This window comes from Gemmatimonadota bacterium (assembly GCA_041390125.1).
Lineage (GTDB): Bacteria > Gemmatimonadota > Gemmatimonadetes > Longimicrobiales > Gaopeijiaceae > JAGQIF01.
Window position 1 is genome coordinate 99,487 of sequence record JAWKQN010000004.1, and the last position, 22,079, is coordinate 121,565.

A 22,079-nucleotide genomic window follows, 5' to 3' on the forward strand; every position below is an offset into this window, starting at 1 on the left:
CGACCCTACGCGGTCGGCAGCGCGCCGGTGTCAGGTGCGGTTCCCCCGAAGGTAGATCCGGTCCCGTGACTCCCAAAGGCTCGCGCCGCATGTGGATGCTGATGCTGGTCCTGACCCTGGCAGCGGCGGCGGCCGGCGCGTGGTGGACATTGGCTCCACCCATCGCCGGGCCCTGGGCGGACGACCACGCCGAGCTGCCCCGGGTGGAGTTCGCCGGCCGCACGGTCACGGTGCAGGGGTACCGGAACTTCGAGTACCGCTCCGCCAGCGAGTACGTCCCGCGCTACGAGACGCGCACGTTCGATCTGGACGCCCTGGAGTCGGTCTGGTACGTCCTGGTGCCGTTCTCCACCGACTGGCGCGGGCCGGCCCACTCGTTCCTCACGTTCGGGTTCGCCGACTCCACCTTCGTGTCCGTGTCGGTGGAGGCGCGCCGACAGATGGGCAGACCGTACTCGATGCTCGGGGGGATGCTCCGCCGCTTCCAGGTCATCTACGTCGTGGGTGAGGAGAAGGACCTCCTCGGCGTACGCGCGGTGCATCGGGAGGACGACGTGTATCTCTACCCCATCCGCGCCACCCCCGAAGGGGTCCGCGCGCTCTTCGTGGAGATGCTGGAACGGGCGAACGCCTTGCGGGAGCGGCCGGAGTTCTACAACACGCTCTTCAACAACTGCACGACGAACATCCTCGCGCACGTCAATCGCGTCAGCCCCCGCCACATCCGCTATGGCCCGGGGATCCTGCTGCCCGGGTACTCCGACCGGGTCGCGCTCGAGAACGGGCTCATCGACACCGAGTTGACGCTGGAGGAGGCCCGCGCGCGCTTCCGGGTCGGTGACCGGGCGCGCACGCACTGGGTCGACCCGGCGTTCTCCACCCGCATCCGGGAGACGCAATGACGGTGCGGGTGGGCACGTCCGGCTTCGCCTACAAGGAGTGGAAGGGGTCCTTCTATCCGGAGGATCTGAAGAATGCGGACATGCTGCGCTTCTACGCGGAGCGGTTCGCGAGCGTGGAGATCAACAACACCTTCTACCGCATGCCGAGCGTGTCGGTGCTGGAGGGATGGCGCGCACAGGTGCCGGACACCTTCCAGTTCGTCCTGAAGGCGTCCCAGAGGATCACGCACCGGAAGCGCCTGAAGGATGCGGGGGACGAGATGGACTACTGGGTGGCCACCGCGGGGACGCTGGGGACACAGCTCGGCCCCACGCTCGTCCAGCTGCCCCCCAACCTGAAGGTGGACGTGCCTCGCCTGGAGGGCTTCCTGGACCAGGTCCCGCGCGGGTTCCGGTGTGCCTTCGAGTTCCGCCATCCGTCCTGGGCGGCCGAGCCCGCCGTCCGCGCCGCGTTGGAAGCCGCGGGCGCGGCGTGGGTGATCGCGGACGCCGACGAGGACGATCTCCTACGGGTGGAGCGCACGGCCCCCTTCGTCTATGCGCGGCTGCGGCGCGTGGCCTACACGGATGCGGACGTGGGTGAGTGGGCCCGACGGCTGGTGGCGTTGGACGCGGAGGATCTCTACGTCTTCTTCAAACACGAGGACGAGGGCACCGGCCCGGCGTTGGCGGCCCGCTTCCTGGAACACGTGGAGGCGGCCCGATGAGCGAGCGTGTGTGGACCCTGGACGTGCCGGGCGCTGGTGCCGTGACGGCGTTGCTCCGCGAGCCCCCGGACGCGCGCGGCCTCTACGTGTTCGGGCACGGGGCCGGCGCCGGGATGCGCCACGCCTTCATGGACGCGGTCGCCGCGCGCCTGGCGGGCGTGGGCGTAGGCACCCTGCGCTATCAGTTCCCGTACATGGAGCGGGGCAGCAAGCGGCCCGACGCCCGACCCGTGCTGCTGGCGACCGTCCGGGCAGCCGTGGCAGCGGCCACCGCGCACACGGACCTGCCGCTCTGGGCCGGGGGCAAGTCCATGGGGGGCCGCATGACCTCGCTCGCCCAGGCCGAGGCGCCGCTGCCCGGTGTGCAGCGGCTCCTCTTCTTCGGCTATCCGCTCCACGCGGCCGGGCGGCCGTCCACCGAGCGGGCGGCCCACCTGTCGGACGTGGACGTCCCCATGCTCTTCCTCCAGGGCGAGCGGGACGCCCTGGGCGCGCCCGCGCTGCTGGCCTCCGTCCTGGCCGGGGTGCACGCGCCGGCCACCCTGCACGTGCTCGCCGGGGCCGACCACGGCTTCCACACCCGCAAGAAGGACGGACGCACCGGAGAGGAGGTCCTCGACGAGGCCGTCGCCACCTTCGCGGCCTGGACGGCCGGGGCGGGGTCGTGAGCGCCCGCTGCGCGGAGTGCGGCGCGCCCTGGCCCGACGCCGAAGCACCGCGCTGCAGCGCCTGTGGCGCGGACGGCCGTCTGGGCGCGCTCACGGCCGAGCGGGCCCCCAGCCGGCAGGTGCTCGTGCGCGACTTCCTCATCTTCGAGCTGAAGCTGCTGCTGGACGGCGCCATGGACCTGATCCTGGGCCCCATCGCCGCGGTCGTCTTCCTGCTCGACCTCGCGGTGGGCGGACCCCACCTGGGCAAGCGCTTCTACCGGGTGTTGCGCTTCGGGGAGCGCTGGGATCTGTGGCTCAGCCTCTACCAGCCGGCCCGCGAGGCGGACGCCCGCGAGGACGGCCTGTTCGCCGCGGGGGCCCGCGGCGCCGACTCGCTCATCGGAAAGCTGGAGGAGCTGCTGACCGATCCGCGCCTGCCCGACGGCACCCGCCGCCGGATCGAGGAATGGGTGGCGCGCCTCGACGACGACGCCTCGCGCAGCGAACCGGAGGACGAGCGGTGAAGGAGGATCCGTCCCGGACGGGACGGAGGAGGCGGGGGGCTACTTGTACCGATACGTGACGCGGCCGCGCGTCAGGTCGTAGGGCGACATCTCGACCTTCACCCGGTCCCCTTCGAGGACGCGGATGTAGAACTTGCGCATCTTGCCCGAGAGGTAGGCGAGGATCTCGTGCCCGTTCTCGAGTTGCACGCGGAAATTGGCGTTCGGAAGCACCTCGGTGACGGTGCCTTCCATTTCGATCGCGTCGTTGGCCATCCACTCCGTTCCAGATCAGAAGCGTTCAACGTCCCCGAAGATAGTACCTCGGCGCCAGCGCCCGAGCAACGAGAATCCCCCTGACCTCCTGGAGACCGCGTGGCCGAGCCCTGGTTCACCCCCGACCTGTTCCGCTTCCTGCAGGATCTCGCCGACAACAACCGCCGGGGCTGGTTCGAGGACAACCGGGACCGCTACGAGGCGACCCTGAAGGAGCCCGCGCTGGCCTTCATCGCCGCCTTCGGACCCCGGCTGCACACGGTCTCCCCGCACTTCCGGGCCGACCCGCGACCGGTCGGCGGCTCGCTCTACCGGATCCACCGCGACGTGCGCTTCTCGAAGGACAAGAGCCCCTACAAGACCCATCTGGGCATCCACTTCCGGCACGAGCAGGCCCGGACCGCGCACGCGCCCGGCTTCTATCTGCACGCCGAGCCGACCCAGGCGTTCCTGGGTGTGGGGATGTGGCGGCCCGAGCGCGACGCCCTGGAGCGGGTGCGGGAGCGCATCGCAGAGGATCCCGCCGCCTGGGGTCGCGCGCGGAACGGGCGCGCCTTCGCGCGCCGCTTCGAGCTGGCCGGCCACAGCCTGGTCCGCCCGCCGCGCGGGTACGACGCCGACCACCCGGCCATCGACGACCTGAAGCGCAAGGACTTCATCGCCGTGGCCGCCCTGGCGCCGGACGACCTCACCCGCCCCGACCTGGACCGGCACCTGGGCACGCTGTGCCGGGAGGCCACCCCCTTCATGCGGTTCCTCTGCGAGGCGGTAGGCGTGCCGTTCTGACCCCGGAGAGCGCGACGGACCCGAGGCAGGGACACCGCGGCACCGGACCTGTCCCGGCGGCCGGCGATGGCCGGGACCGCACCTCCGCGAACGCCCCCGAGGGGCGCGCCACCCTCGCGGGAACACGACGCGGGCGGCTCCGCTAGTACCCGGGGATGGCACGACGAATCCTTTGGATGGCTCTGGTCCTCTGCGTCGCCGGGACCGGTCCCCTGGCCGCCCAGATCCGGGGGCGCGTGGTGGACGACGCCGGTGCGCCCCTGGCCGACGTGCTGGTCGAGGCATGGAGCGCCTCCGACCGCCTCGCCACGACCCGCAGCGACGGCGAGGGGCGGTTCGCGTTCACCCGCCCGATCGCCGAGCGGGCCCGTAGTCTGTACCTGTACCGGCTGGGCTACCAGGCCATGCGCCCCGAGGTCGAATCCGGCCTGACCGAGCGCACCTACCGCATGCGGGCCGACCCCGTGGTCCTCGACGGGATCGTCGTGGGGGTGGAGGAGCCGGTGTGCCGGGTGGAGGAGGACCACGAGGCGCGCGCGCTCTGGGAGGCGGCCACCGATCGCTATGACCGGGGGATCGCCGACCTGGGGATCGCGACCTACCTCGCCTCGGCCATCGCAGCGGTGCCGATCTCGGAGCTGGGTCCGCTCGACGTCGAGCATCCCGGGACCCAGCAGCGCGGCTCGGCCCCGCTCTTCCGCGCCAGCTGGGCCCGACGGGTGGAGCGCACTGGATACGCGCGCCGCTTGTCGGCAGCCAGCCCCGATGGCATGTACGTCGCGTGGGGCTACCCGCCGCTCGAGGCCGACTTCGCCACCCACTTCGTCGACCCCGTGTTCGGGAAGCTGCACCGCTTCTCGGTCGAGGAGCAGACGGCCGACGGATGGCTGCTCCGGTTCTGCCCCAAGGACGAGGATCGGCCCAGCATCCGTGGGCTGCTCAAGGTGTCCGCTGCCGACACCACGCTGACGTGGGCGGAGTGGACCTTCCGTACGGAGCCGCCGGAGGAGGGCGCCGGGGGACGGGTGGTCTTTGCCAACGCCGGACCCGAGGCGCGGCCCTGGCCGCTGCCCGCCGAAGGCATGTTCTGGCGGCGGCTCGAAGGCAGCACCTACAAGGAGCGCTACCAGCGCTACGAGGGGTGGCTGGTCTCTCCGGGGGATTCCGTGCCCTTCCTGCCGGTCCGGGATTCGATCCGCGCGACGCGCTGAGCGTCGACCTTGCCCGGGCGGAGCCGGATCGGTAAGACGTCCGGCATGAAGCGACTGCTGCTGCTCCGCCACGCCAAGTCCAGCTGGGACGACCCCACGCTCGACGACTTCGATCGTCCGCTCGCGCCCCGCGGCCGCGCGGACGCCCCCCGGATGGGACGCCACCTGCGGGCGCAGGGATGGATCCCGGACCGGGTGCTGTGCTCGCCGGCCCGACGCGCGGTCGAGACCTGGCAGGCGGTGGCCCCCGAGCTGGGTGAGGACCCGGAGGTCGAGCAGGACCGGACGATCTACATGGCGGCGCCGTCGACGCTGCTGCGGCGCATCCAGGCCGTGCGCTCGTCCGAGGACCGCCTGATGCTCGTGGGCCACAATCCCGGCATGGAGGAGCTGGCCCGTCGGCTGGTGGGCGACGGCCGCCGCAAGGACGTGGAGCGGCTGGAGACCAAGTACCCCACCTGCGCATTGGCCGTCTTCGACGTGGACGTCGAGGCCTGGCGTGACGTGGAGTGGACACGCGCCACGCTCGTGGACTTCGTGCGCCCGAAGGACCTGGACGGATGAGCACGCGGCGCCCGGACGCGTCCGCGTTCTTGAGCGCCTACTATCTGGGTGGGACGCTGCTGTTCTGGGTGCTGGATGTCCTCGTGCAGGCGCCCGTGCGGGTCGCGCTGTCCACGCCGCGCGCGCGTGCCGCCTACTATGTGGGCCTGCTCGCGATCGGTGCGGTCTGCCGCTGGCGGCCGCGGTGGGCTCCGGTCGCGGGCATCGCCGAGAGCGCGCTCAATCTGACCCTGATCTTCGTGGGCCTGTGGCTGCCGATCGTGGCGCTCTCCGATGCCGTCCTCGCGGGTGGTGATCCGGCGGCGCCGCACTCCCTGTTCCGCGTGCTCAACGCCGTGCTGTCCGTGGCGGTGCTCACGTACGCGCTCCGGCGCAATGAACGCGCGCTGCTGCGCATGGCGGGGGGGCGACGGTGACTCCCACGCGACGCGGGTTCGTGACGGCGCTGGGACCGCTGACGCTCGCGCCATTCGTGGGATGGTCCGGCCGCGGCGCCGCGCCGTCCGTGGATGGGCCGCGCCTGCTGGAGCGCTTCCACGGCCTCGCGCGTTTCGGCGCCACGCCCGAGGGCGGCATCTCCCGCGTCGCGTTCTCCGACGCCGATCTGGCCGCGCGCGCCTACCTCACCGACTGGATGCGTGCGGCCGGGCTGGACGTGCACGTCGACGTGGCGGGCAACCTGGTCGGGCGTCGTCCGGGCCGCGAGGACCTGGCCCCGATCTGTCTGGGCTCGCACATCGACTCCGTCCCCGAAGGCGGGAACTTCGACGGGCAGGTGGGATCGGCGGCAGCCGTCGAGGTTGCGCATACGTTGCTGGACAGCGGAGTCCGGCTGCGGCATCCGCTCGAGGTGCTGATCTTCCCCAACGAGGAGGGCGGCAAGACCGGGAGCCGTGCGCTGGCCGGGGAGGTGGGCGCGGAGGAGATGACGCTGCCCACCGCGAGCGGCTTCACCATCGGGGAAGGTCTGGCGCGCATCGGCGGGGATCCCGCCCGGTTGGCCGAGGCCGCGCGCGGCCCCGACTCCGTCGCGGCCTTCTTCGAGCTGCACATCGAGCAGGGGGGTGTGCTCGACCGCAGGGGGATCCCGATCGGGGTGGTGGAAGGCATCGTGGGGATCCGGCGCTGGCGCGTGACCGTGGAGGGGCATCAGAACCACGCCGGCACCACGCCCATGCCCGACCGGACGGACGCGATGGTCCTGGCCGCGCGCGTGGTGGTGGCCATCGACGACGTGCTCCGGGCGCGGCCCGGAACCCACGTGGGCACGGTCGGGCAGATCGAGGCGTTCCCGGGTGCGGCCAACGTGATCGCGGGCCGGGTGGTGCACACGCTGGAGATCCGCGATCTGCGCATGGAGACCATCGACGCGCTCTTCGCCGACGTGCGTGCGCGCGCCGAGGCGATCGCCGACGGGGCCGGGGGACGCGTCTCGTTCGAGCCGTACTACGTCAGCTACGCGGCGCCGACCGAGGAGCGCTTGCGCCGCCATGTCGAGGCCAGCGCCGAAGCGCTGGGCCTCGAGACGCTGCGCCTGCCGAGCGGCGCCGGGCACGACGCGCAGAGCATGGCGCGGCTCGGTCCCATCGGGATGATCTTCGTGCCGAGCGTGGACGGGATCAGCCACTCCCCCGACGAGCTCACGCGGGACCCGCACATCGTGCAGGGCGCGAACGTCCTGTTGGGCACGGTGCTGGCCGCCGACGCGGACTGACGCGTCCACACGCACGGACGTGCACCGGTGCGCTGACACGGGCGCCCGACCTCGCGGGCTCCCCCCGCTGCCGCCCCCGGCTCTCTCCTCAGAAGCGGTAGTCCAGCGCGTGCGCGAGCCCCTCCAGGTGGAGCCGCACGATCCCGCTGGAGGCGCCGTACGACGCGCGGTACCGCTCCGCGACCGGGGTCAGGTCGAAGCGGAGGGTGGTCTGCAGAAGCCCGTCGCAGGGGTCGTCTCCTGCGTCGTGGGCGAGGATGAGCGCCAGTCCCACGGGCCACGATTCCTGGAAGGAACCCTGACCCACCACCTGGAAGCGATGCTCCGCGCACCCGCCACCGTAGCGGACCTCCAGGGTCAGCGTGTCTCCGGCGACGGCGCCACGCAGGATCTCCACCGGATCGCGCGCCCACGAGGCCGGCGCGCCGGAGCCGAACGTCACCGCGGAGGACAGCTCCTCGAGCCGCAGGTCCGCGGGCGAGGACGCGTCACACGCGTGCTGGAGGACTGCCACGATGAACACGGCGGTCAGGCAGCGTCTACGGCTTCGGGTCATGCGTCTCCTCCGGGTTCAGAGGGAAACGCGCGAGCGGGCCGGGAACGGACGCCCCGGGGTCGCACGCCCCCGGAAGGGGCCGCTACCCGCGGAAGCGCCCGGCCAGACGGGACAGCGCCCCCACCAGATCCGGCCTCAGCGTGAGCAGCCCCTCGAAGGGGTCGCGCTTCTGCCGGCGCACCCGCTCGGGCACGGAGCGGATGGTGTGGTCGCGCAGGTCGAGCGTGTCGTCCACCTCGCTCCAGTGGAGCGGTGTCGAGACCGGGGCGTGCGGGAGGGGGCGCACCGAGAACGGGGCCACCAGGAGCTGCCCGGAGCGGTTCTGCAGGAAGTCCACGTAGACCTTCCCTTCGCGCTTCCTGGGATTGCGCGTGACGGTGGCCTGATCGGGCAGCTCCTGCACGACCACCCGGGCCAGCAGCTCGCCGAGCGTGCGGGACTGGTCGTAGGTGCAGCGGCCGCCGAGCGGGATCAGCACGTGCAGTCCCGTCGATCCGGACGTCTTGATGAACGCGGGCAGGCCGATCTCGTCGGTGACCTCGCGGATGAGCAGCGCGCACGCCACCACGTCGGCGAACGGCGCGTCCTTGGGATCGAGGTCCAGGATGCACCAGTCGGGATGCTGGAGCGTCGCGACGCGGCTCGACCACACGTGCAGCGGGATGGCCGCGGAATTGGCCACGTAGAGCAGGGATTCGAGATCGTCGCACACGAAGTACCGCAGCTCCTTCTCGGAGCTCTCACTCCACACCGTCTCCAGCCGGAGCCAGTCCGGCGCGAAGTCCGGCGCGTTCTTCTGGTAGAAGCTCTTGCCCTCGATGCCGTCCGGGTAGCGGGTGAGCACGAGCGGCCGGTCCGCCAGGTACGGGAGCAGGGCGGGGGAGATGGTGCGGTAGTACTCGATGAGGTCGCCCTTGGTGTACCCTTCCGCCGGCCAGAACACCTTGTCGAGGTTGGTGAAGTGGACCACCCTCGCAGCCGCGTCGTTCACGACCTCGACCGGCTCCTCCAGCGTGTCGGTCCGCAGGCGGAGGACGCAGTCCGTGGGCGGCTTGTCCTCCCGGAGCCGTACGAACGACGGCTGCCGGAGCATGCCGTCGTCCGTGACCTCCTTGTAGCGCACCTCGGCCACGAGGTCGGGTGCCACCCAGTGGTGACCGGCGCCCGTGGGCACCGGCCCCGCCGAGGGAGCATCCGCGGCGGGCAGCGCGTCCAGGCGCTCGCCGATGGCCTGCAGGGTCTTCCGGTCGAAGCCGGTGCCCACGCGCCCGCTGTAGACCAGGGTGTCGCCGTCGTACAGCCCCAGGTGCAGCGCGCCGAAGGCGTCCCGCGTGCCGGTCCCCTCCGTCCATCCCACCACGACGAAGTCGTCCGTCTCCACCGTGCGGATCTTGATCCACTTGCTGGATCGTCCGGCCACGTAGGGCGCGTTCGCGTCCTTGGCCACGATGCCCTCGAGACGCATGCGGGTCGCATGGTCGAACATGGCCTCGCCTTGCGTGGGGATGTGGTCCGAGAAGCGGATGGGCCCGATCGGCGGAAGGAGCTCCCGCAGCAGGGCCTTGCGCTCGAGGAGCGGAAGCGGGCGGAGGTCGTGCCCTTCGAGCGCCAGCAGATCGAAGGCGTAGTACGTGGCCGGCAGCTCCACCGAGGCGCGCAGCACGTCCGTGCGGCGGGTCAGGCGTCCCCGCTTCTGCAGCCGTTGGAAGCTGGGCAGGCCCTGCTCGTCGTGCACCACCGCCTCGCCGTCCAGGATCAGTCCGTCGTAGGGCAAGCCGCGCACGGCGCGCTCGATCTCGGGGAACGTCGCCGTGAGATCGTTGTGGTTGCGGGAGATCAGACGTGCCTTGCCGTCGTTGCGCGCGCCCAGGAGACGGTATCCGTCGTACTTGATCTCGAAGATCCATCCCTCCCGCGTGAAGGCCTTGGCGCGCGCCTCCGCCAGCATCATCCGCAGCGTGCGCGGGTCCACGTCGCGCGCGGGCGCGCCCTCCGCTTCGAGGCGTTCGATCAGGGCGGATCCCTTGCTGGACCCGGCCTTGACCTCCTGCGCCGTCAGGCCCGAGAAGATGGACTCGGTCGGATACAGCTCCGTGCCCTCCTCCCGCACCCACCCGTCGCGCTCCTTGATCAGGAGCCAGTCGGTCTTCGTGCGAACCAGGGTCCAGCGGCCCTGCAGCTTGTAGCCGCGCAGGTTGAAGAGGAGCTTGCCCTTCTCCAGGCCCTCCTCGGGATCCTCCAGGGGGATCCAGGTGCCGGCGTCCCAGACGATCACGCCGCCCGCGCCGTAGTTGCCCTCGGGGATCACGCCCTCGAAATCGTAGTATTCCAGAGGGTGATCCTCCGTGTGGACCGCCAGGCGCTTGTCCGCCGGGTTGGGGGAGGGGCCCTTGGGTACCGCCCAGGAGAGCAGGACGCCGTTCAGCTCCAGCCGCAGGTCGTAGTGGAGCCGGGTGGCCGCATGCATCTGTACCACGAAGCGATTCGCGCCCGGCAGGACCCCTCCCCCGAAGGGCTCCGGCGTGGCGGAAGGGGATCGCTTTGCACGGTATGGCTTTAGGGGATCGCTCTTTCTTGCCGGCATGGACCCTGGCCTATATTCTTGATCCCATGAGCGCACGTCCGATCGCGGCAGCCACGATCTCGTTCGGGCTCGTGTCGATTCCCGCCAAGCTCTACTCGACCGCTGAATCGTCGTCGAAGATCTCGTTCAACTGGTTGAACAAGGCGACGGGGAAGCGGGTCAAGCAGCAGTACGTCGATCCTACGACGGACAAGGTCGTCTCCCGCGACGACATGATCAAAGGCTTCGAGTTCGCCAAGGACCAGTACGTGACCTTCGAGCCCGACGAGCTCAAGGCCATCGAGGCCCAGTCGACCAACAGCATCGAGATCAAGGAGTTCGTGCCGGCCGACACGGTCGACCGGCTCTACTACGATCGCGGCTACTACCTCGGTCCGGACAAGGGCGGGGCCCAGGCCTATCGGCTCCTGTCGGCTGCCCTGCGGGAGACCGACCGGGTGGCCATCGGAACCTACGCCGCCCGCGGCCGCACGCACCTGGTGATGATCCGTCCGATGGAGGACGGGCTCATGCTCGAGCAGCTCTACTTCCCGGACGAGCTGCGGGCCTTCTCCGAGGTGGACCTCGAGGAGGGCAAGGTGGACGAGCTGCAGCTCAAGCTCGCCATCCAGCTCATCGACCAGGCCGCCAAGGAGCGGTTCGATCCATCCGCCTATCAGGACGAGGTGCGCGAGCGGGTCGAAGCCCTGATCCAGAAGAAGGTGGAGGGGGAGCAGATCACGGTGTCGGCAGAGGTGGAGCCGGAGACCAAGATCATCGACCTCATGGAGGCGCTGAAGGCCAGCCTGGCCGCCGACGGGGGCAAGGAACGCAAGCCGCCCGCCCGCGCCGAGAAGAAGGACGCGTCCAAGACCGCCCGGAAGCGGGCGGCAGGGTAGGGCCGCATGGCCGTCGTGGTCTACAGCGAATCCCAGGGCTACGGCACCGCCGAGGTGGCCGACGTCATGGGGCTGTCGCCCCGCCAGGTGCGCTCCTTCGTCTACGCCGGTCTGATCGAACCCGTGAAGGGGCCGCGGGGGGACTACCGCTTCTCCTTCCAGGACCTGGTGCTGCTCCGGATGGGCGCCCAGCTGCAGCGCTCCCGCATCCCGCTCCACGCGGTGCGCAAGGCGCTGCACGGCCTCCGGGAGCAGCTCGCCGACGACCTGCCGCTGAGCGCCATCCGCGTGGACGCGCTGGGCGAGACGGTCATCGCACGGGACCGTGAAGGGGTCTGGGCGCCGGAGACCGGGCAGCGCTACTTCAACTTCACGCTGCCCGAGCCCCCTCCGCCCGGGACGGCCACCGCCGTCCTGGAGCCGGCCGACGACATCGTCGCCGACGCCTGGGTGGAACCCCGGCTGCAGGGCAGCACGGCCACGGAATGGTTCGACCGGGCCATCGACCTGGAGGACGTCTCCACCCCGGAGGCCAAGGCCGCCTATCGCCGGGCCCTCCAGCTGGATCCCGACCTCGCGGACGCCCACGCCAACCTGGGCCGTCTGCTCCACCAGGAAGGTCGGCTCGACCTGGCGGTGGATCACTACGGACGGGCCGCCGAGCTGGATCCGCGAAGCGCCACCGCCGCCTTCAACCTGGGCGTGGCCCTCGAAGATCTGGGTCGGGAGGCCGAAGCGGTCCGCGCCTACGCGCGCGCCCTGGTGGCCGACCCCGGGCGGCCCGAGCCCCACTTCAACCTGTCGCGCCTGTACGAGGCCATGGGGCGGGAGACCGACGCGCTCCACCACCTGGTGGAGTACCGGCGGCTGTCGCGCGCCCGCTGACGCGCCTCCCGGTCCACCCCCGCCGCCCCCGCCTCCGGCCGACCGGGCGCGGCCGCGGGGGTCGTGCCGGTCCGCCCCGACGGACGGGCTCCGGCTCCCCGGACGGCGCCCTCCCGAGCCTCCCGGCGGCCGACGTTGCGCTGGCGCGGCGGTTCCGGGGGCAGTAGCCTTCGCGCCCGCGGGTCGGACGCACGGGCCGGGGGCATCCGGTCCCGGAGAACGCTGATGGTGGGTCGTACAGAGGGCCGTCGAGGCATCACGCTCGTCGAGCTGCTCATCGTGCTCGTCGTGCTGGGGATCCTGGTGGCCGCCGCCATCCCGCGTCTGGACCGCGTCCGGACGCGGGCCCTCGGGGCCGCACTCGCCGCCGACCTGTACCGGTTGCGCCTGGCGCAGGAGCAATACGTGGCGGACGGGCGGCCCAGCTACTCCACGGACCTCGCCGAGCTGGGCTTCGTACCCAGCGAAGGGGTCGATCTCGTCGTGAGCGAGGCGACCCAGGACGGGTGGTCCGCCGTGGCCACCAGCCGTCGCGATCCCGACGTCCGCTGCTCCGTCTTCCACCACCTCTCCGCGGCCAGCGGGGTCTGGCCGGCCCAACAGGCGGGGACGGTCGCCTGTGCGCGCGGCCAGCAGCCCTTCGGCGTGCCCCCCTCGGCCCCCAACCCCAACAACTCCATCATCCGCTGACGCCGCTCAGCCGCCGCGCTGCGTGCGGTCGTGGCTGGCGAAGGCGAAGTGGGCGATCACGGACGCGGCCGCGAGCATGGCCAGCGCCGCGAACCCCAGCAGCGCCAGCTCGGTGTGGAAGATGCGCGACGCCTCCGCATTGAGCGCGTCGCGCCGTCGGCCCACCGCGATGTAGCCGACCGGCTCCACCCCGTCGCCGCGGAGCGCGACCACGCCGAACCGACGGCCGGTGCCGTCCAGGTCGGTCCCGTCCAGCAGCAGCGGCGTGAAGTTGAGGGGCCGGGGCGGGAAGCCCGGCGGTGCCGGCGTGCCCAGGGTGTCGCCCTCGAGCGGCGGAGGGCCATTGGAGCGCCGCACCAGGACCATGCCGTCCCGGTCGAGAAGGGTGAGGGAGACGTCCTCGGGGAGCTCGACCGACTCCGCCCAGGTGCCGATGCGGGTCAGGTCCAGCGTGGTGGCCACGACGCCGGGAAGGCCCGACGGCGTGGCGATGGGGACGGCCACCCCCAGGCCGGGCTTGCCCGTCAGGCGGCCCAGCGCGAAGTCGCCCACGGCCGGCCGGTTCTCCGTGGTGGCCCGGGTGAAGTAGGCGCGGTCGCCCAGGTAGAGGTCGCCGCCGGCGGTGATGGAGCCGCAGGCCAGGAAGCCGTCGCCGCCGATGACGGACAGCGTCGTGAACTGTGGCGTGTGCGGGAGGACGCGCGCCAGCAGCTCGCTGCAGCGCCCCCGCTCCAGGCTGCGGACGGCGTCCACCTCGGCGAGCGTGGCCAGCAACCGCGTGGCTTCCTGCACGTTCTGGTCGTGGTGGGCCGCGATGCCACGGGCCGCGTGCAGGAGTGCCTCCTCGTGGCCCGCCAGCTCGGTGCGCCGCAAGGCGCCGTTGGCGTAGACGTACAGCGCGACGGAGGGCAGGAACGCGAGCAGGACCAGCAGCAGGACCCGGCGTTGAACGCGTTCGGCGGGATCGGTGGACACCGCTGCCTCCGGTCCGGGGGTGGGACTGCAACGTATCCGGCGCTACCGGGCCGCGCCAACGCTGGACCGGCCGGGTGCCGTCGTCAGAGCCCCAGGGTCGGTCGGAACAGCGGGACGGTGCGGTGTCGGGTGGCCTGCTCGAAGGCATACGCGATGCGTAGCAGCACGGGTTCGCTCCAGGCGCGTCCGAAGAACGAGAGCCCGACGGGCAGACCGTGCACGGCGCCGGCCGGTACCGTGAGGTTGGGATAGCCCGCGATCGCGGCCGGGCTCGAGCTGCCGCCCCCGAAGTGGTCGCCATTGACGAGGTCGGTGACCCACGCGGGACCGCCGGTGGGCGCGACGATCGCGTCCAGGCGGTGCTCGTCCATGACGCGGTCGATGCCTTCCGGTCCCGCCAGGCGCCGCATGGTCTGCAGCGCCTCCTGGTACTCGGGGGACGAGAGCGGTCCCTTGGCCTGCGCGGCCTCGAAGATCTCCTGCCCGAACCACGGCATCTCGAGCTCGCGGTTCGCGCGATTGAACTCGATGAGCTCGGCCAGGGAATGAACGGGGGTCGACGGGCCCAATCCCGCCAGGTATGCGTTCAGATCCGCCTTGAACTCGTAGAGCAGCACCTGGTAGGACGGTTCGTCCATGTCGCCACGCGTGGGGATGTCGGCGGGGTCGACGAGCGTCGCGCCGCCGGCGCGCAGGGCCGAGAGCGCCTCCTCCAGCACGCGGTCCACGTCGGCGTGGAAGCCGAAGTAGGCGCGCGCGACCCCGATGCGGGCACCGCGCAGACCGTCGGCCTGGAGGTACTGCGTGTAGTCGGTCTGTCGATGGCCCTCGGACGCTCCGGTGGCCTCGTCCTCGGCGTCGAGGCCCGTGAGCGCGCCCAGCAGATACGCAGCGTCCTTCACGGTGCGACACATCGGGCCGGCGGTGTCCTGCGAATGCGCGATCGGGATGATGCGGGAGCGAGAGACCAACCCGAGGGTGGGCTTGAGGCCGACCACGCCGTTCGCGGAGGAGGGGCAGACGATGGAGCCGTTGGTCTCGGTGCCCACCGCGAGCGCGCAGAGGTTCGCCGAGACGGCGGCGCCCGAGCCGGACGAGGAGCCGCACGGGTTGCGGTCCAGGATGTACGGGTTCTTGCACTGGCCCCCGCGACCGCTCCACCCACTGGACGAGCGCGTGGAGCGGAAGTTCGCCCACTCCGACAGGTTGGCCTTGCCGAGGAGGACCGCACCCGCGGCGCGGAGCTGGCGCGCGACGAACGAGTCGGTGTCGGGGAATGCGCCCGCCAGCGCGTGCGACCCCGCCGTCGTGTTCATGCGGTCGGCGGTGCCGATGTTGTCCTTGATGAGGACGGGGATCCCGTGCAGCGGTCCGCGCACCGTCCCGTCGCGCCGCTCGGCGTCCAGTCGCTCGGCGATCGCCAGCGCGTCCGGGTTGGTCTCGATGACGGAGCGCAGCGTGGGCCCCGACCGGTCGACGGCCTCGATGCGCTCGAGGTACATGCGCGTCAGGTCGCGCGCCGTCCATCGTCCGGACGCCATCCCTTCCTGCAGCGCGTCGACCGTGACCTCGTCGAGCGCGAACGCGGTTGATTGCGTCGCAGCCGGGGCGGGCTCGGCGCGCAGCGCTTGCGTCGCCTCGGGCGGGACCTCACCGGGCGCACACGCCGTGCCGAACGCGGCCAGGGCGCCCAGACCGACGAACGCGCGGCGGCTCAGCTCGGCCCGATCGGGCGATGGGGGATCGCCCGGGCCGGCCTCGGGATGCGGGGCCACGGAACTCCTGGGATGATGAAGCAGACGACTCGATCCCGAAGGGGTAGGGTGGGGGCACGCCGGGCGCAAGCCTCGGGGTCGTCGCTGAGCGGGTTGGCGTCGGCCAGTTCCGTCGGCTAGCCTTGGTCGACGTGCGCACCCCTCAGGAGGGCCGATGGCCGAGCTGACCGATCAGGAGCTGGACGCGATGATCCTGGCGCGCCTCAAGGAGGCGGGGATCGATCTGAGCGTCCTTCCCGAGGACGACGAGGAGGCTCCCGCGGACCGCCGCCGCATCCTGTCGTCGGCCCGACGCTTCCTGCGCCGGACGCCCGCGGCCATCCGCGCGCTGACGCTCGATCCGCAGGCCGTGCCGCCCATCCTCTACCCGTCCACGGACTTCGGGCAGACGGAAGGGAGAATGCCATGAGCGCGCACGAGCCGCAGGACGCCCGCCTCGACCGGCGCTCCTTCCTGGAGCGCATGGGCGTGCTGACGTCGCTGGCTGCGGCGGGGGGCGCGCTCGCGCCCGGAGCGGCCTTGGGCGCGCCCCTGCCCGCCGTCCGCCTCCGGGACGGGGAGCGCTCGCGCGCACCCGTGCGTCTGCCCGAGCACCTGCGCGCCGAGGCCCTGACGCGTCTGACGCAGGTGGCCGAGACCGCCGAGCTGACGCTCGCCGAGGCCTCCACCCTCATCCGGGACGGGCGCCTGAGCCCGCTGGACGTGGTGGACAGCCATCTGGCGCGCATCGACCGCTTCGAAGGCGCGCTCGATGCGTTCAACCTGGTGCGCGCGGACGAGGCGCGCGCCGAAGCCGAGCGCCTGGGGCGGGCGCCGTGGCGCGGCGCGCTGCACGGGATTCCCCTGGCGATCAAGGACAACTACTACACGGCCGGCATCCCCACGACGGCCAACTCGCACATCTTCGCCGACTTCATCCCGGAGTACGACGCGACGGCCGTCGCGCGCCTCAAGGAGGCGGGCGGCATCGTGCTCGGGAAGACCCAGATGGGGCCGCTGGCCACCACCGCGGCCACCACGCCCGACGGCGATCGCACGACGGTCAACGCCTGGGCTCCCACGAACGAGGACGTGAGCCCCGGCGGCTCCTCGAGCGGATCGGCCACCGCGGTCGCGGCCCGCCTGGCTTCGTCGTCCACGGGAACCCAGACGGGCGGGTCCATCACGTCGCCATCGTCGGCGCAGGGGCTGACCGGGTTGAAGCCCACGATGGGCCGGGTCTCCCTCTACGGGATCATCCCGCTCACGTACACGCGGGATCACCCGGGGCCGATCGCGCGCGACGCGTTGGACGCGGCACTGATGCTCCAGGTGATGGCCGGTCCCGATCCCCACGATCCCCGCACGCTGGGGCTGCCCCCCGTGCCGGACTACGCGCAAGCGGCCACCCCGGTGCGTTCGGGCGGCCGCACGCGGTTGCGCTGGCCCACGACCGTGGGTGTGATCCCCGACTACACGACGCCGGACACCGACCAGGGCGAGCCGCCCCAGGACGAGACGGAGGAGCAGCGCCGACGCCGCGAGGAGCGGGCGCAGCAGCGCGCGCGCCGCGCCGCGGCCGAAGCCCGCGCGCGCGCCGCCATGCTCCAGGAGCTGGAGCGGCTGGGCGCACGGGTCGTGGAGGTGCAGATGCCCGAGGCGTGGGATGCGCTGACCAGCTCGGACCTGAACAACGTGCGCCTTCCGGAGCGCACCGAGCCCTTCCTCGAGTACCTGCAGAAGGACGTGCGGCTGTTCGGGGTGTCGCTGTCGCCCTGGATCAACGGGATGCTGCTGCCGGGTGTCGAGTACCTGCGGGGTCAGCGGGCCAAGATGCTGCTGCTCCGACGCGTCCTCGATCAGCTCTTCACCCAGTGCGACGTCGTGGTGCAGACCGAGCCCTTCCCCTTCGACATGGTGGGCCTGCCGCTGATCGCGTTCCCCATCGGCTTCGAGGATTCGACCGGATCCGATACGCCCATCGGTGGGATGCTGGGCGCTCGACCGTTCGGCGAGGAGCGGCTGCTGTCGGTGGCCGCAGCCTATCAGGACGTGACGGAGTGGCATCGGAGGAAGCCGGCCGATCCCACCCCCGTGCAGCGCCGGGACGACGAGCGCCCCGATCGGGGACGGATCGACGTGCGCGACGTGATGGAACTCGGCGAGTAGCGCCGACGCCCGGGCAGCGCGCGATCGACATCGGTCAGCCAGGGACACCTCCGCCCCTGAGGCTCTTCCGCCGTCAGCCCCCCCGTCCACGTGGCCGCACGCTCAGCGCGTGCAGGCGTTGCGGTGCAGCATGCTGAGCGCCTCCGAGCGCGCTGCCACCACATCCGGACAGCCGTCGCCGTCCACGTCCCCGACCGCGAGTCCGTACACCGCGCCGGCGGCATCGCCGAAGCGCACGGTGTCGTACGCGAACCCGTCCTGTAGACCACGGTTCACGAGCACGAGGCCGGGGGTCTCCCGGTTGCCCAGGATCACGTCCAGGGTGCCGTCCCCGTTCAGGTCGGCGATGGCGATCGCGTACGGCGTGTCGGCTTCGTCGCCGATCGGTTCCGGCCCGGTGAACCCTCCCGCGCCCGCGTTCGTGTAGAGCAACGCCCCGCCGCGCGAGCCGTCGCCGAGGACCAGGTCCGGACGTCCGTCGCCGGTGATGTCGCCGATGGCCACCGCGCGCGTGGCGGCATCGGGCGGGCCGAGCGGAAGCGGCGCCGCGAAGCGGCCCCGACCGTCGTTGAGGAACACCTCGCTCTGCCCGCCGTCGCGGTGCGGCACCACGAGGTCGATGTCCCCGTCCCCGTCCAGGTCCCCCGCCGCGATGGTCGTGGCCGAATTGCCCGACAGCACCGTGCAGTCGGGGACGCGGCCGGTTCCGTCGTTCAGGCACACATGGTTCTCGGCCCTGTTGTCGGGGCCACCGCGGTTGGCCACGATCACGTCCGGTCTCCGGTCGCCGTCCAGGTCGGCCACGGTCACGTTGCGCGTCGACCATTCGGCCTGTCCGAACGTCCCGCCGTCGGTGAACCGACCCGTCCCGTCGTTGCGATGCAGGACCTTCGCGTCGGGTCGGTCGTTGCCTACGACCAGGTCCAGGTCGCCGTCGCCGTCCAGGTCGGACAGCGCAGCCGTATAGGTCCGATCGGGGTTGGGCCCGACCGCATGCCGCTCGGCGAACCCTCCAGACCCGTCGTTCAGGAGCACCAGGTCCACGAGCGGCCAGTGCCGACCTTTGGCCAGCACGAGGTCGAGGTCGCCGTCGCCGTCGAGATCCCCCAGGCTGGCGTTTGCGGTGGTCTCGGCACTGTCTTCGAGTGCGACCGCCGGTGCGAAGCGGAGCGGTGGGGGCGACGACGCCACACCCGTTCGCGCGGAGGCCGCCGTGTCCGGCGGGTCGGCGCCGCCGTCCGCGGCCGGCCCGCAGGCGCCGAGTACCAACGCCACCCACAGCACGCTTCCGACGGATCCTCGTCTCGACATGGCTCCCTCTCGTTCATCGCGTCCGGTTCGCGCACGGGAGACCGCGCGGAGTTCCGCCCGCTGGCCCGCGCACGGGAGATCGCGCGGAGTCCGCCCGCTGGCCCGTGCACGGGAGACCGCGCGGAGTCCGCCCGCTGGCCCGCGCGCGAGACCGTGCGGCGTCCGCGCGCTGGCCCGCGCGCGCGAGACCGCTGAGTCCGCCGGGGTCCGCCGGGGTCCGCCGGGGTTCGCCCGCGTGTGCGGCTCTGCCCGCGCACGGGGGAAGCTAGAGCGGGAGGGTCGGTGGGGCGAACCCGTGGCGGCTCCGGCTCCTGCGGCGTACACTCTCCCCACTTCGACGCATTCGGCGGCGTCGCTGCGGGGCTGCCCGCGCGGCGCGTCCCCCTCACCGGAGCGTTCCATGGATTCCCCTCGTCCTGATTCTGCGTCCCGTCGGCACGCCACGGCCTGCCCCACCCGGACGTCCCGTGCCACACGTGCGACCCGCGGAGTCCGCTTCATCGGATTCGCGCTTGCCCTCGTGGGTGCGTCCGCCGGCGGCGGCTGCGCCGCCTGGGCCCACACCTCGAGCCCCTGGGAGTTCGGCGGCGGCGTGCGCGTCGCGCCGGGCCTGTGGTCCCTCGACGACGAGACCACGCTGCACCCGGTGGCCGGCTACACGTACCTCAGCTTCGACGGCGGTCACGACGGCCTGTGGGAGGCCGGCGCCCAGGTGCGCCGCTCGACCGCGCTGCTGGGAGCGGACCGTGATGCATGGGTCGGAGCCGAAGGCACCCTCTCGGTTCTGCGCACCCACTACGCGTTCAACGGCATGGACGTGACGGAGTCCACGACGGGGCTCTCCGCGACCGCGCTCGTCGGGGTACCGGTCGGGGGCGAGAACCGCTGGGGTCCGAACCTGTACGGGGGAGCGGGCTTCTCCCACTATGGCGCGTTCGGATTCAACGTCCGCGTGGGTCTCGATCTGCAACCGTGGTTCCTGCAACGGGAATGAGGGAGGAGTACCGGATGTCAGGTTCGTTCTTGCGGCTCGCCTCGTCGGGGGCGCGTGAAGGGGCGCCCCGCCGCGTCGCATCGCGTCGATCCCCGCATCGGATCCTGGTGGCGGGCCTTGCGGCGGCCGCGCTCCAGGCTTCGCCGCTGTCGTCGCGCCCGCTCGGCGCACAGCAGTCGCGCGTCCACGATCTGCCGCTCGTTCCGGCGAACGTGCACTGGGGCTACTACGACGCGTCATTGGCTCCGGTGTTGCGGATCCGCTCGGGGGACGCGGTGACCTTCGAGACGATGGTGGCGCGCGGCGTCGAGCGGATGCGCATGGCGGGAGCGCGTGCCGACGAGATCCCCGAGGCGCTCGCGGCCGTGGAGCGCGCGGTGACCGACCGGGGCCCGGGCGCCCACCCGATGACGGGTCCCATCTTCGTGGAGGGCGCGGAGCCCGGGGACGTGCTCGAGGTCCACATCGAGGACATCGGGTACATGCACCCGTTCGGAGTGGGCGCGTTCGCGCCGGGCGGCGGCACGCTACCGGACGACTTCCCCTATGCAGGTCTCAAGCTCATCCGGTTCGACGACGAAGGGACCGCTGCCTTCAGCCCCGGGGTCCGTCTCACGCTCGCGCCGTTCTTCGGCTCGATCGGGGTGGCACCGCCCGTGCTCAGCGGTCGCGTCTCCAGCCGCGCCCCCGGATATCATGTGGGCAATCTCGACAACAAGGAGCTCGGCGTCGGCTCCGTCGTCTACCTGCCGGTGCACGTGCCGGGAGCGCTGCTCTCCATCGGCGACGGACACGCGCTCCAGGGCGACGGGGAGGTGAGCGGCACGGCCATCGAGACGTCGCTGTCGGGCCGCATGCGCGTGCGGGTGCGCAAGGACCTGGATCTGACGTGGCCGCGCGCCGAGACGTCGACCCACGTCATCACCATGGGACTGGATCCCGACCTCGACGAGGCGGCGCGCCTCGCAACACGCGAGATGGTGAAGTACCTCGTCGAGGAGCGCGGCCTTACCCGCGAGGACGCCTACATCCTGTGCTCGCTGGTGGTGGATCTGCGCGTCACGCAGGTCGTGGACGGCACCAAGGGCATCCACGCCATGCTGCCCAAGTCCATCTTCCGGTAGGGCGATCGGGCCGCGGCGTGCCGCGGGGATCGGGGTCCTCACGGGCTGAGCCGGGTCTGGTGGGATGGGGAGCGAAGGAGGTCATCGACCGGCGGGTCCGACCTCTCGTGGCCGCTCGCGAACGTGATCCCTCCCGCGTCACCGATGTCACGTGGGGACCGCGGCTCATCCTGTCGTCCCATTCCGCGATGGACGACTGCGGACGCGGCAAGGCGGGCCGGTCCCGTCCTTCCGCGTGATCGGATGCGATGACCGCGGCCGCATCGGATCGTCCCATGTTGCAGTAGGCGGGTGTGCGCGGACGGCGTGGATGGGTTTGGTCCCGCAGCGTGATCGGTGGGCGATGACCGCGGCCGGATCACATCATCCCATGTCGCGATGGGTGGGTGTGCCAGGCGGCGTGGACGGGTTCATTCTTGCAGAGCGTTCGGTGGGCGAACGGGCCGTCTCATCGTCCCATCCTGCCATAGGCAGGTGTGCGCGGGCGGCGAGTACCGCCTACCCACTCGCGCTCGTGTAGCACGCATCAGTTGCTCACATCGTCCCATCCTGCCATGGACGACTTTGGGCAGTGCGACGCGGTCGCCGTCCCCGGTGGGGTGCACAAGCGGTCGTAGACGCGTGCGGCGGGCGCGTGCCCGCACGTGGGCAGGGGTTCGCGGCCCGAATGGTGTCGCGTGACGATCTCGTGGGTCCTGCGGCTCGCCAGAGGGCCGATGAAGCGGCACGTATCTTTGAAGAGCAGGACTCGCGCCTGATCTCCGCTCTTCGCTCGAGGTGCCGCCCATGGTTCTTCCCGCCCCGCTCACGCCGCGTTCGTGCGACAACGACGGACCGTTCGCGTCC

22 protein-coding genes are annotated in these 22,079 nt (G+C 71.7%); 16 read left to right on the forward strand and 6 right to left on the reverse strand.

All coding sequences use genetic code 11. From position 1 onward, the window contains the following. The first annotated feature begins 101 nt into the window (after positions 1–101). From R3E98_03730 to R3E98_03745, 4 genes are read left to right on the forward strand one after another with little or no spacing between them, the layout of a single operon-like run. Entirely contained in the window at positions 102–902 is an 801-nt protein-coding gene (locus R3E98_03730) for a DUF4105 domain-containing protein (protein ID MEZ4422493.1), read from the forward strand. Beyond that, on the forward strand, positions 899–1,609 hold the full coding sequence (locus R3E98_03735; protein ID MEZ4422494.1) for a DUF72 domain-containing protein: 711 nt from the start codon (positions 899–901) through the stop codon (positions 1,607–1,609). The genes R3E98_03730 and R3E98_03735 overlap by 4 nt, the downstream gene beginning before the upstream one ends. Then, positions 1,606–2,277, forward strand: a complete 672-nt coding sequence (locus R3E98_03740) for an alpha/beta family hydrolase (GenBank protein ID MEZ4422495.1) — start codon at positions 1,606–1,608, stop codon at positions 2,275–2,277. Before R3E98_03735 ends, R3E98_03740 begins: the two co-directional genes overlap by 4 nt. Continuing rightward, positions 2,274–2,783, forward strand: a complete 510-nt coding sequence (locus R3E98_03745) for a hypothetical protein (protein MEZ4422496.1) — start codon at positions 2,274–2,276, stop codon at positions 2,781–2,783. The genes R3E98_03740 and R3E98_03745 overlap by 4 nt, the downstream gene beginning before the upstream one ends. Positions 2,784–2,822: 39 nt before the next feature. Here R3E98_03745 and infA read toward each other — a convergent pair whose 3' ends face one another. Then, positions 2,823–3,038 carry a translation initiation factor IF-1 gene (gene infA / locus R3E98_03750; protein MEZ4422497.1) on the reverse strand — a complete coding sequence of 72 codons (216 nt, stop codon included), beginning with the start codon at positions 3,036–3,038 and terminating at the stop codon, positions 2,823–2,825. A 99-nt stretch (positions 3,039–3,137) separates the two neighbouring features. On the opposite strand from infA, the gene R3E98_03755 reads away from it, so the two are divergent. The 5 genes from R3E98_03755 to R3E98_03775 all read left to right on the forward strand — a co-directional run bounded on the left by R3E98_03755 (position 3,138) and on the right by R3E98_03775 (position 7,313). Further along, on the forward strand, positions 3,138–3,824 hold the full coding sequence (locus tag R3E98_03755) for a DUF2461 domain-containing protein (GenBank protein ID MEZ4422498.1): 687 nt from the start codon (positions 3,138–3,140) through the stop codon (positions 3,822–3,824). 176 nt (positions 3,825–4,000) lie between these two features. Next, entirely contained in the window at positions 4,001–5,035 is a 1,035-nt protein-coding gene (locus tag R3E98_03760) for a carboxypeptidase-like regulatory domain-containing protein (GenBank protein ID MEZ4422499.1), read from the forward strand. Between the two features lie 45 nt (positions 5,036–5,080). Next, positions 5,081–5,599 carry a histidine phosphatase family protein gene (locus R3E98_03765; protein ID MEZ4422500.1) on the forward strand — a complete coding sequence of 173 codons (519 nt, stop codon included), beginning with the start codon at positions 5,081–5,083 and terminating at the stop codon, positions 5,597–5,599. Then, positions 5,596–6,015, forward strand: a complete 420-nt coding sequence (locus tag R3E98_03770; GenBank protein MEZ4422501.1) for a hypothetical protein — start codon at positions 5,596–5,598, stop codon at positions 6,013–6,015. Before R3E98_03765 ends, R3E98_03770 begins: the two co-directional genes overlap by 4 nt. Next, on the forward strand, positions 6,012–7,313 hold the full coding sequence (locus tag R3E98_03775) for a Zn-dependent hydrolase (GenBank protein ID MEZ4422502.1): 1,302 nt from the start codon (positions 6,012–6,014) through the stop codon (positions 7,311–7,313). The genes R3E98_03770 and R3E98_03775 overlap by 4 nt, the downstream gene beginning before the upstream one ends. Before the next feature lie 88 nt (positions 7,314–7,401). On the opposite strand, the gene R3E98_03780 is transcribed toward R3E98_03775, so the two are convergent. Both R3E98_03780 and ligD read right to left on the reverse strand, forming a co-directional pair. Further along, entirely contained in the window at positions 7,402–7,869 is a 468-nt protein-coding gene (locus R3E98_03780) for a hypothetical protein (protein ID MEZ4422503.1), read from the reverse strand. A gap of 82 nt (positions 7,870–7,951) precedes the next feature. Next, positions 7,952–10,453 carry a DNA ligase D gene (gene ligD / locus R3E98_03785; protein MEZ4422504.1) on the reverse strand — a complete coding sequence of 834 codons (2,502 nt, stop codon included), beginning with the start codon at positions 10,451–10,453 and terminating at the stop codon, positions 7,952–7,954. 26 nt (positions 10,454–10,479) lie between these two features. Here ligD and R3E98_03790 point away from each other — a divergent pair, with 26 nt between their 5' ends. From R3E98_03790 to R3E98_03800, 3 genes are all read left to right on the forward strand, one after another. After that, a complete protein-coding gene (locus R3E98_03790; GenBank protein ID MEZ4422505.1) occupies positions 10,480–11,331 on the forward strand; it encodes a Ku protein in 852 nt (283 codons plus the stop codon). A gap of 6 nt (positions 11,332–11,337) precedes the next feature. Continuing rightward, positions 11,338–12,216, forward strand: coding sequence for a tetratricopeptide repeat protein (locus R3E98_03795; GenBank protein ID MEZ4422506.1), 879 nt, complete (start codon positions 11,338–11,340; stop codon positions 12,214–12,216). 225 nt (positions 12,217–12,441) lie between these two features. Beyond that, complete coding sequence (locus R3E98_03800; GenBank protein ID MEZ4422507.1) at positions 12,442–12,906, forward strand: prepilin-type N-terminal cleavage/methylation domain-containing protein; 465 nt, start codon at positions 12,442–12,444, stop codon at positions 12,904–12,906. A gap of 6 nt (positions 12,907–12,912) precedes the next feature. On the opposite strand, the gene R3E98_03805 is transcribed toward R3E98_03800, so the two are convergent. Both R3E98_03805 and R3E98_03810 read right to left on the reverse strand, forming a co-directional pair. Then, a complete protein-coding gene (locus tag R3E98_03805; GenBank protein MEZ4422508.1) occupies positions 12,913–13,881 on the reverse strand; it encodes a hypothetical protein in 969 nt (322 codons plus the stop codon). Between the two features lie 83 nt (positions 13,882–13,964). Then, on the reverse strand, positions 13,965–15,506 hold the full coding sequence (locus tag R3E98_03810) for an amidase (protein MEZ4422509.1): 1,542 nt from the start codon (positions 15,504–15,506) through the stop codon (positions 13,965–13,967). A gap of 304 nt (positions 15,507–15,810) precedes the next feature. Between R3E98_03810 and R3E98_03815 the strand changes: the two genes are divergently transcribed. Both R3E98_03815 and R3E98_03820 read left to right on the forward strand, forming a co-directional pair. After that, complete coding sequence (locus tag R3E98_03815; GenBank protein ID MEZ4422510.1) at positions 15,811–16,065, forward strand: hypothetical protein; 255 nt, start codon at positions 15,811–15,813, stop codon at positions 16,063–16,065. After that, entirely contained in the window at positions 16,062–17,804 is a 1,743-nt protein-coding gene (locus R3E98_03820) for an amidase (protein MEZ4422511.1), read from the forward strand. Before R3E98_03815 ends, R3E98_03820 begins: the two co-directional genes overlap by 4 nt. 102 nt (positions 17,805–17,906) lie before the next feature. On the opposite strand, the gene R3E98_03825 is transcribed toward R3E98_03820, so the two are convergent. Continuing rightward, entirely contained in the window at positions 17,907–19,115 is a 1,209-nt protein-coding gene (locus tag R3E98_03825; protein MEZ4422512.1) for a VCBS repeat-containing protein, read from the reverse strand. Between the two features lie 520 nt (positions 19,116–19,635). Between R3E98_03825 and R3E98_03830 the strand changes: the two genes are divergently transcribed. Together R3E98_03830 and R3E98_03835 are read left to right on the forward strand one after the other, a co-directional pair. Next, positions 19,636–20,109 (forward strand): hypothetical protein, encoded by a 474-nt coding sequence (locus R3E98_03830; protein ID MEZ4422513.1) that lies wholly within the window; start codon positions 19,636–19,638, stop codon positions 20,107–20,109. A gap of 107 nt (positions 20,110–20,216) precedes the next feature. Then, positions 20,217–21,233 carry an acetamidase/formamidase family protein gene (locus R3E98_03835; GenBank protein MEZ4422514.1) on the forward strand — a complete coding sequence of 339 codons (1,017 nt, stop codon included), beginning with the start codon at positions 20,217–20,219 and terminating at the stop codon, positions 21,231–21,233. The last annotated feature ends 846 nt before the right edge of the window (positions 21,234–22,079 follow it).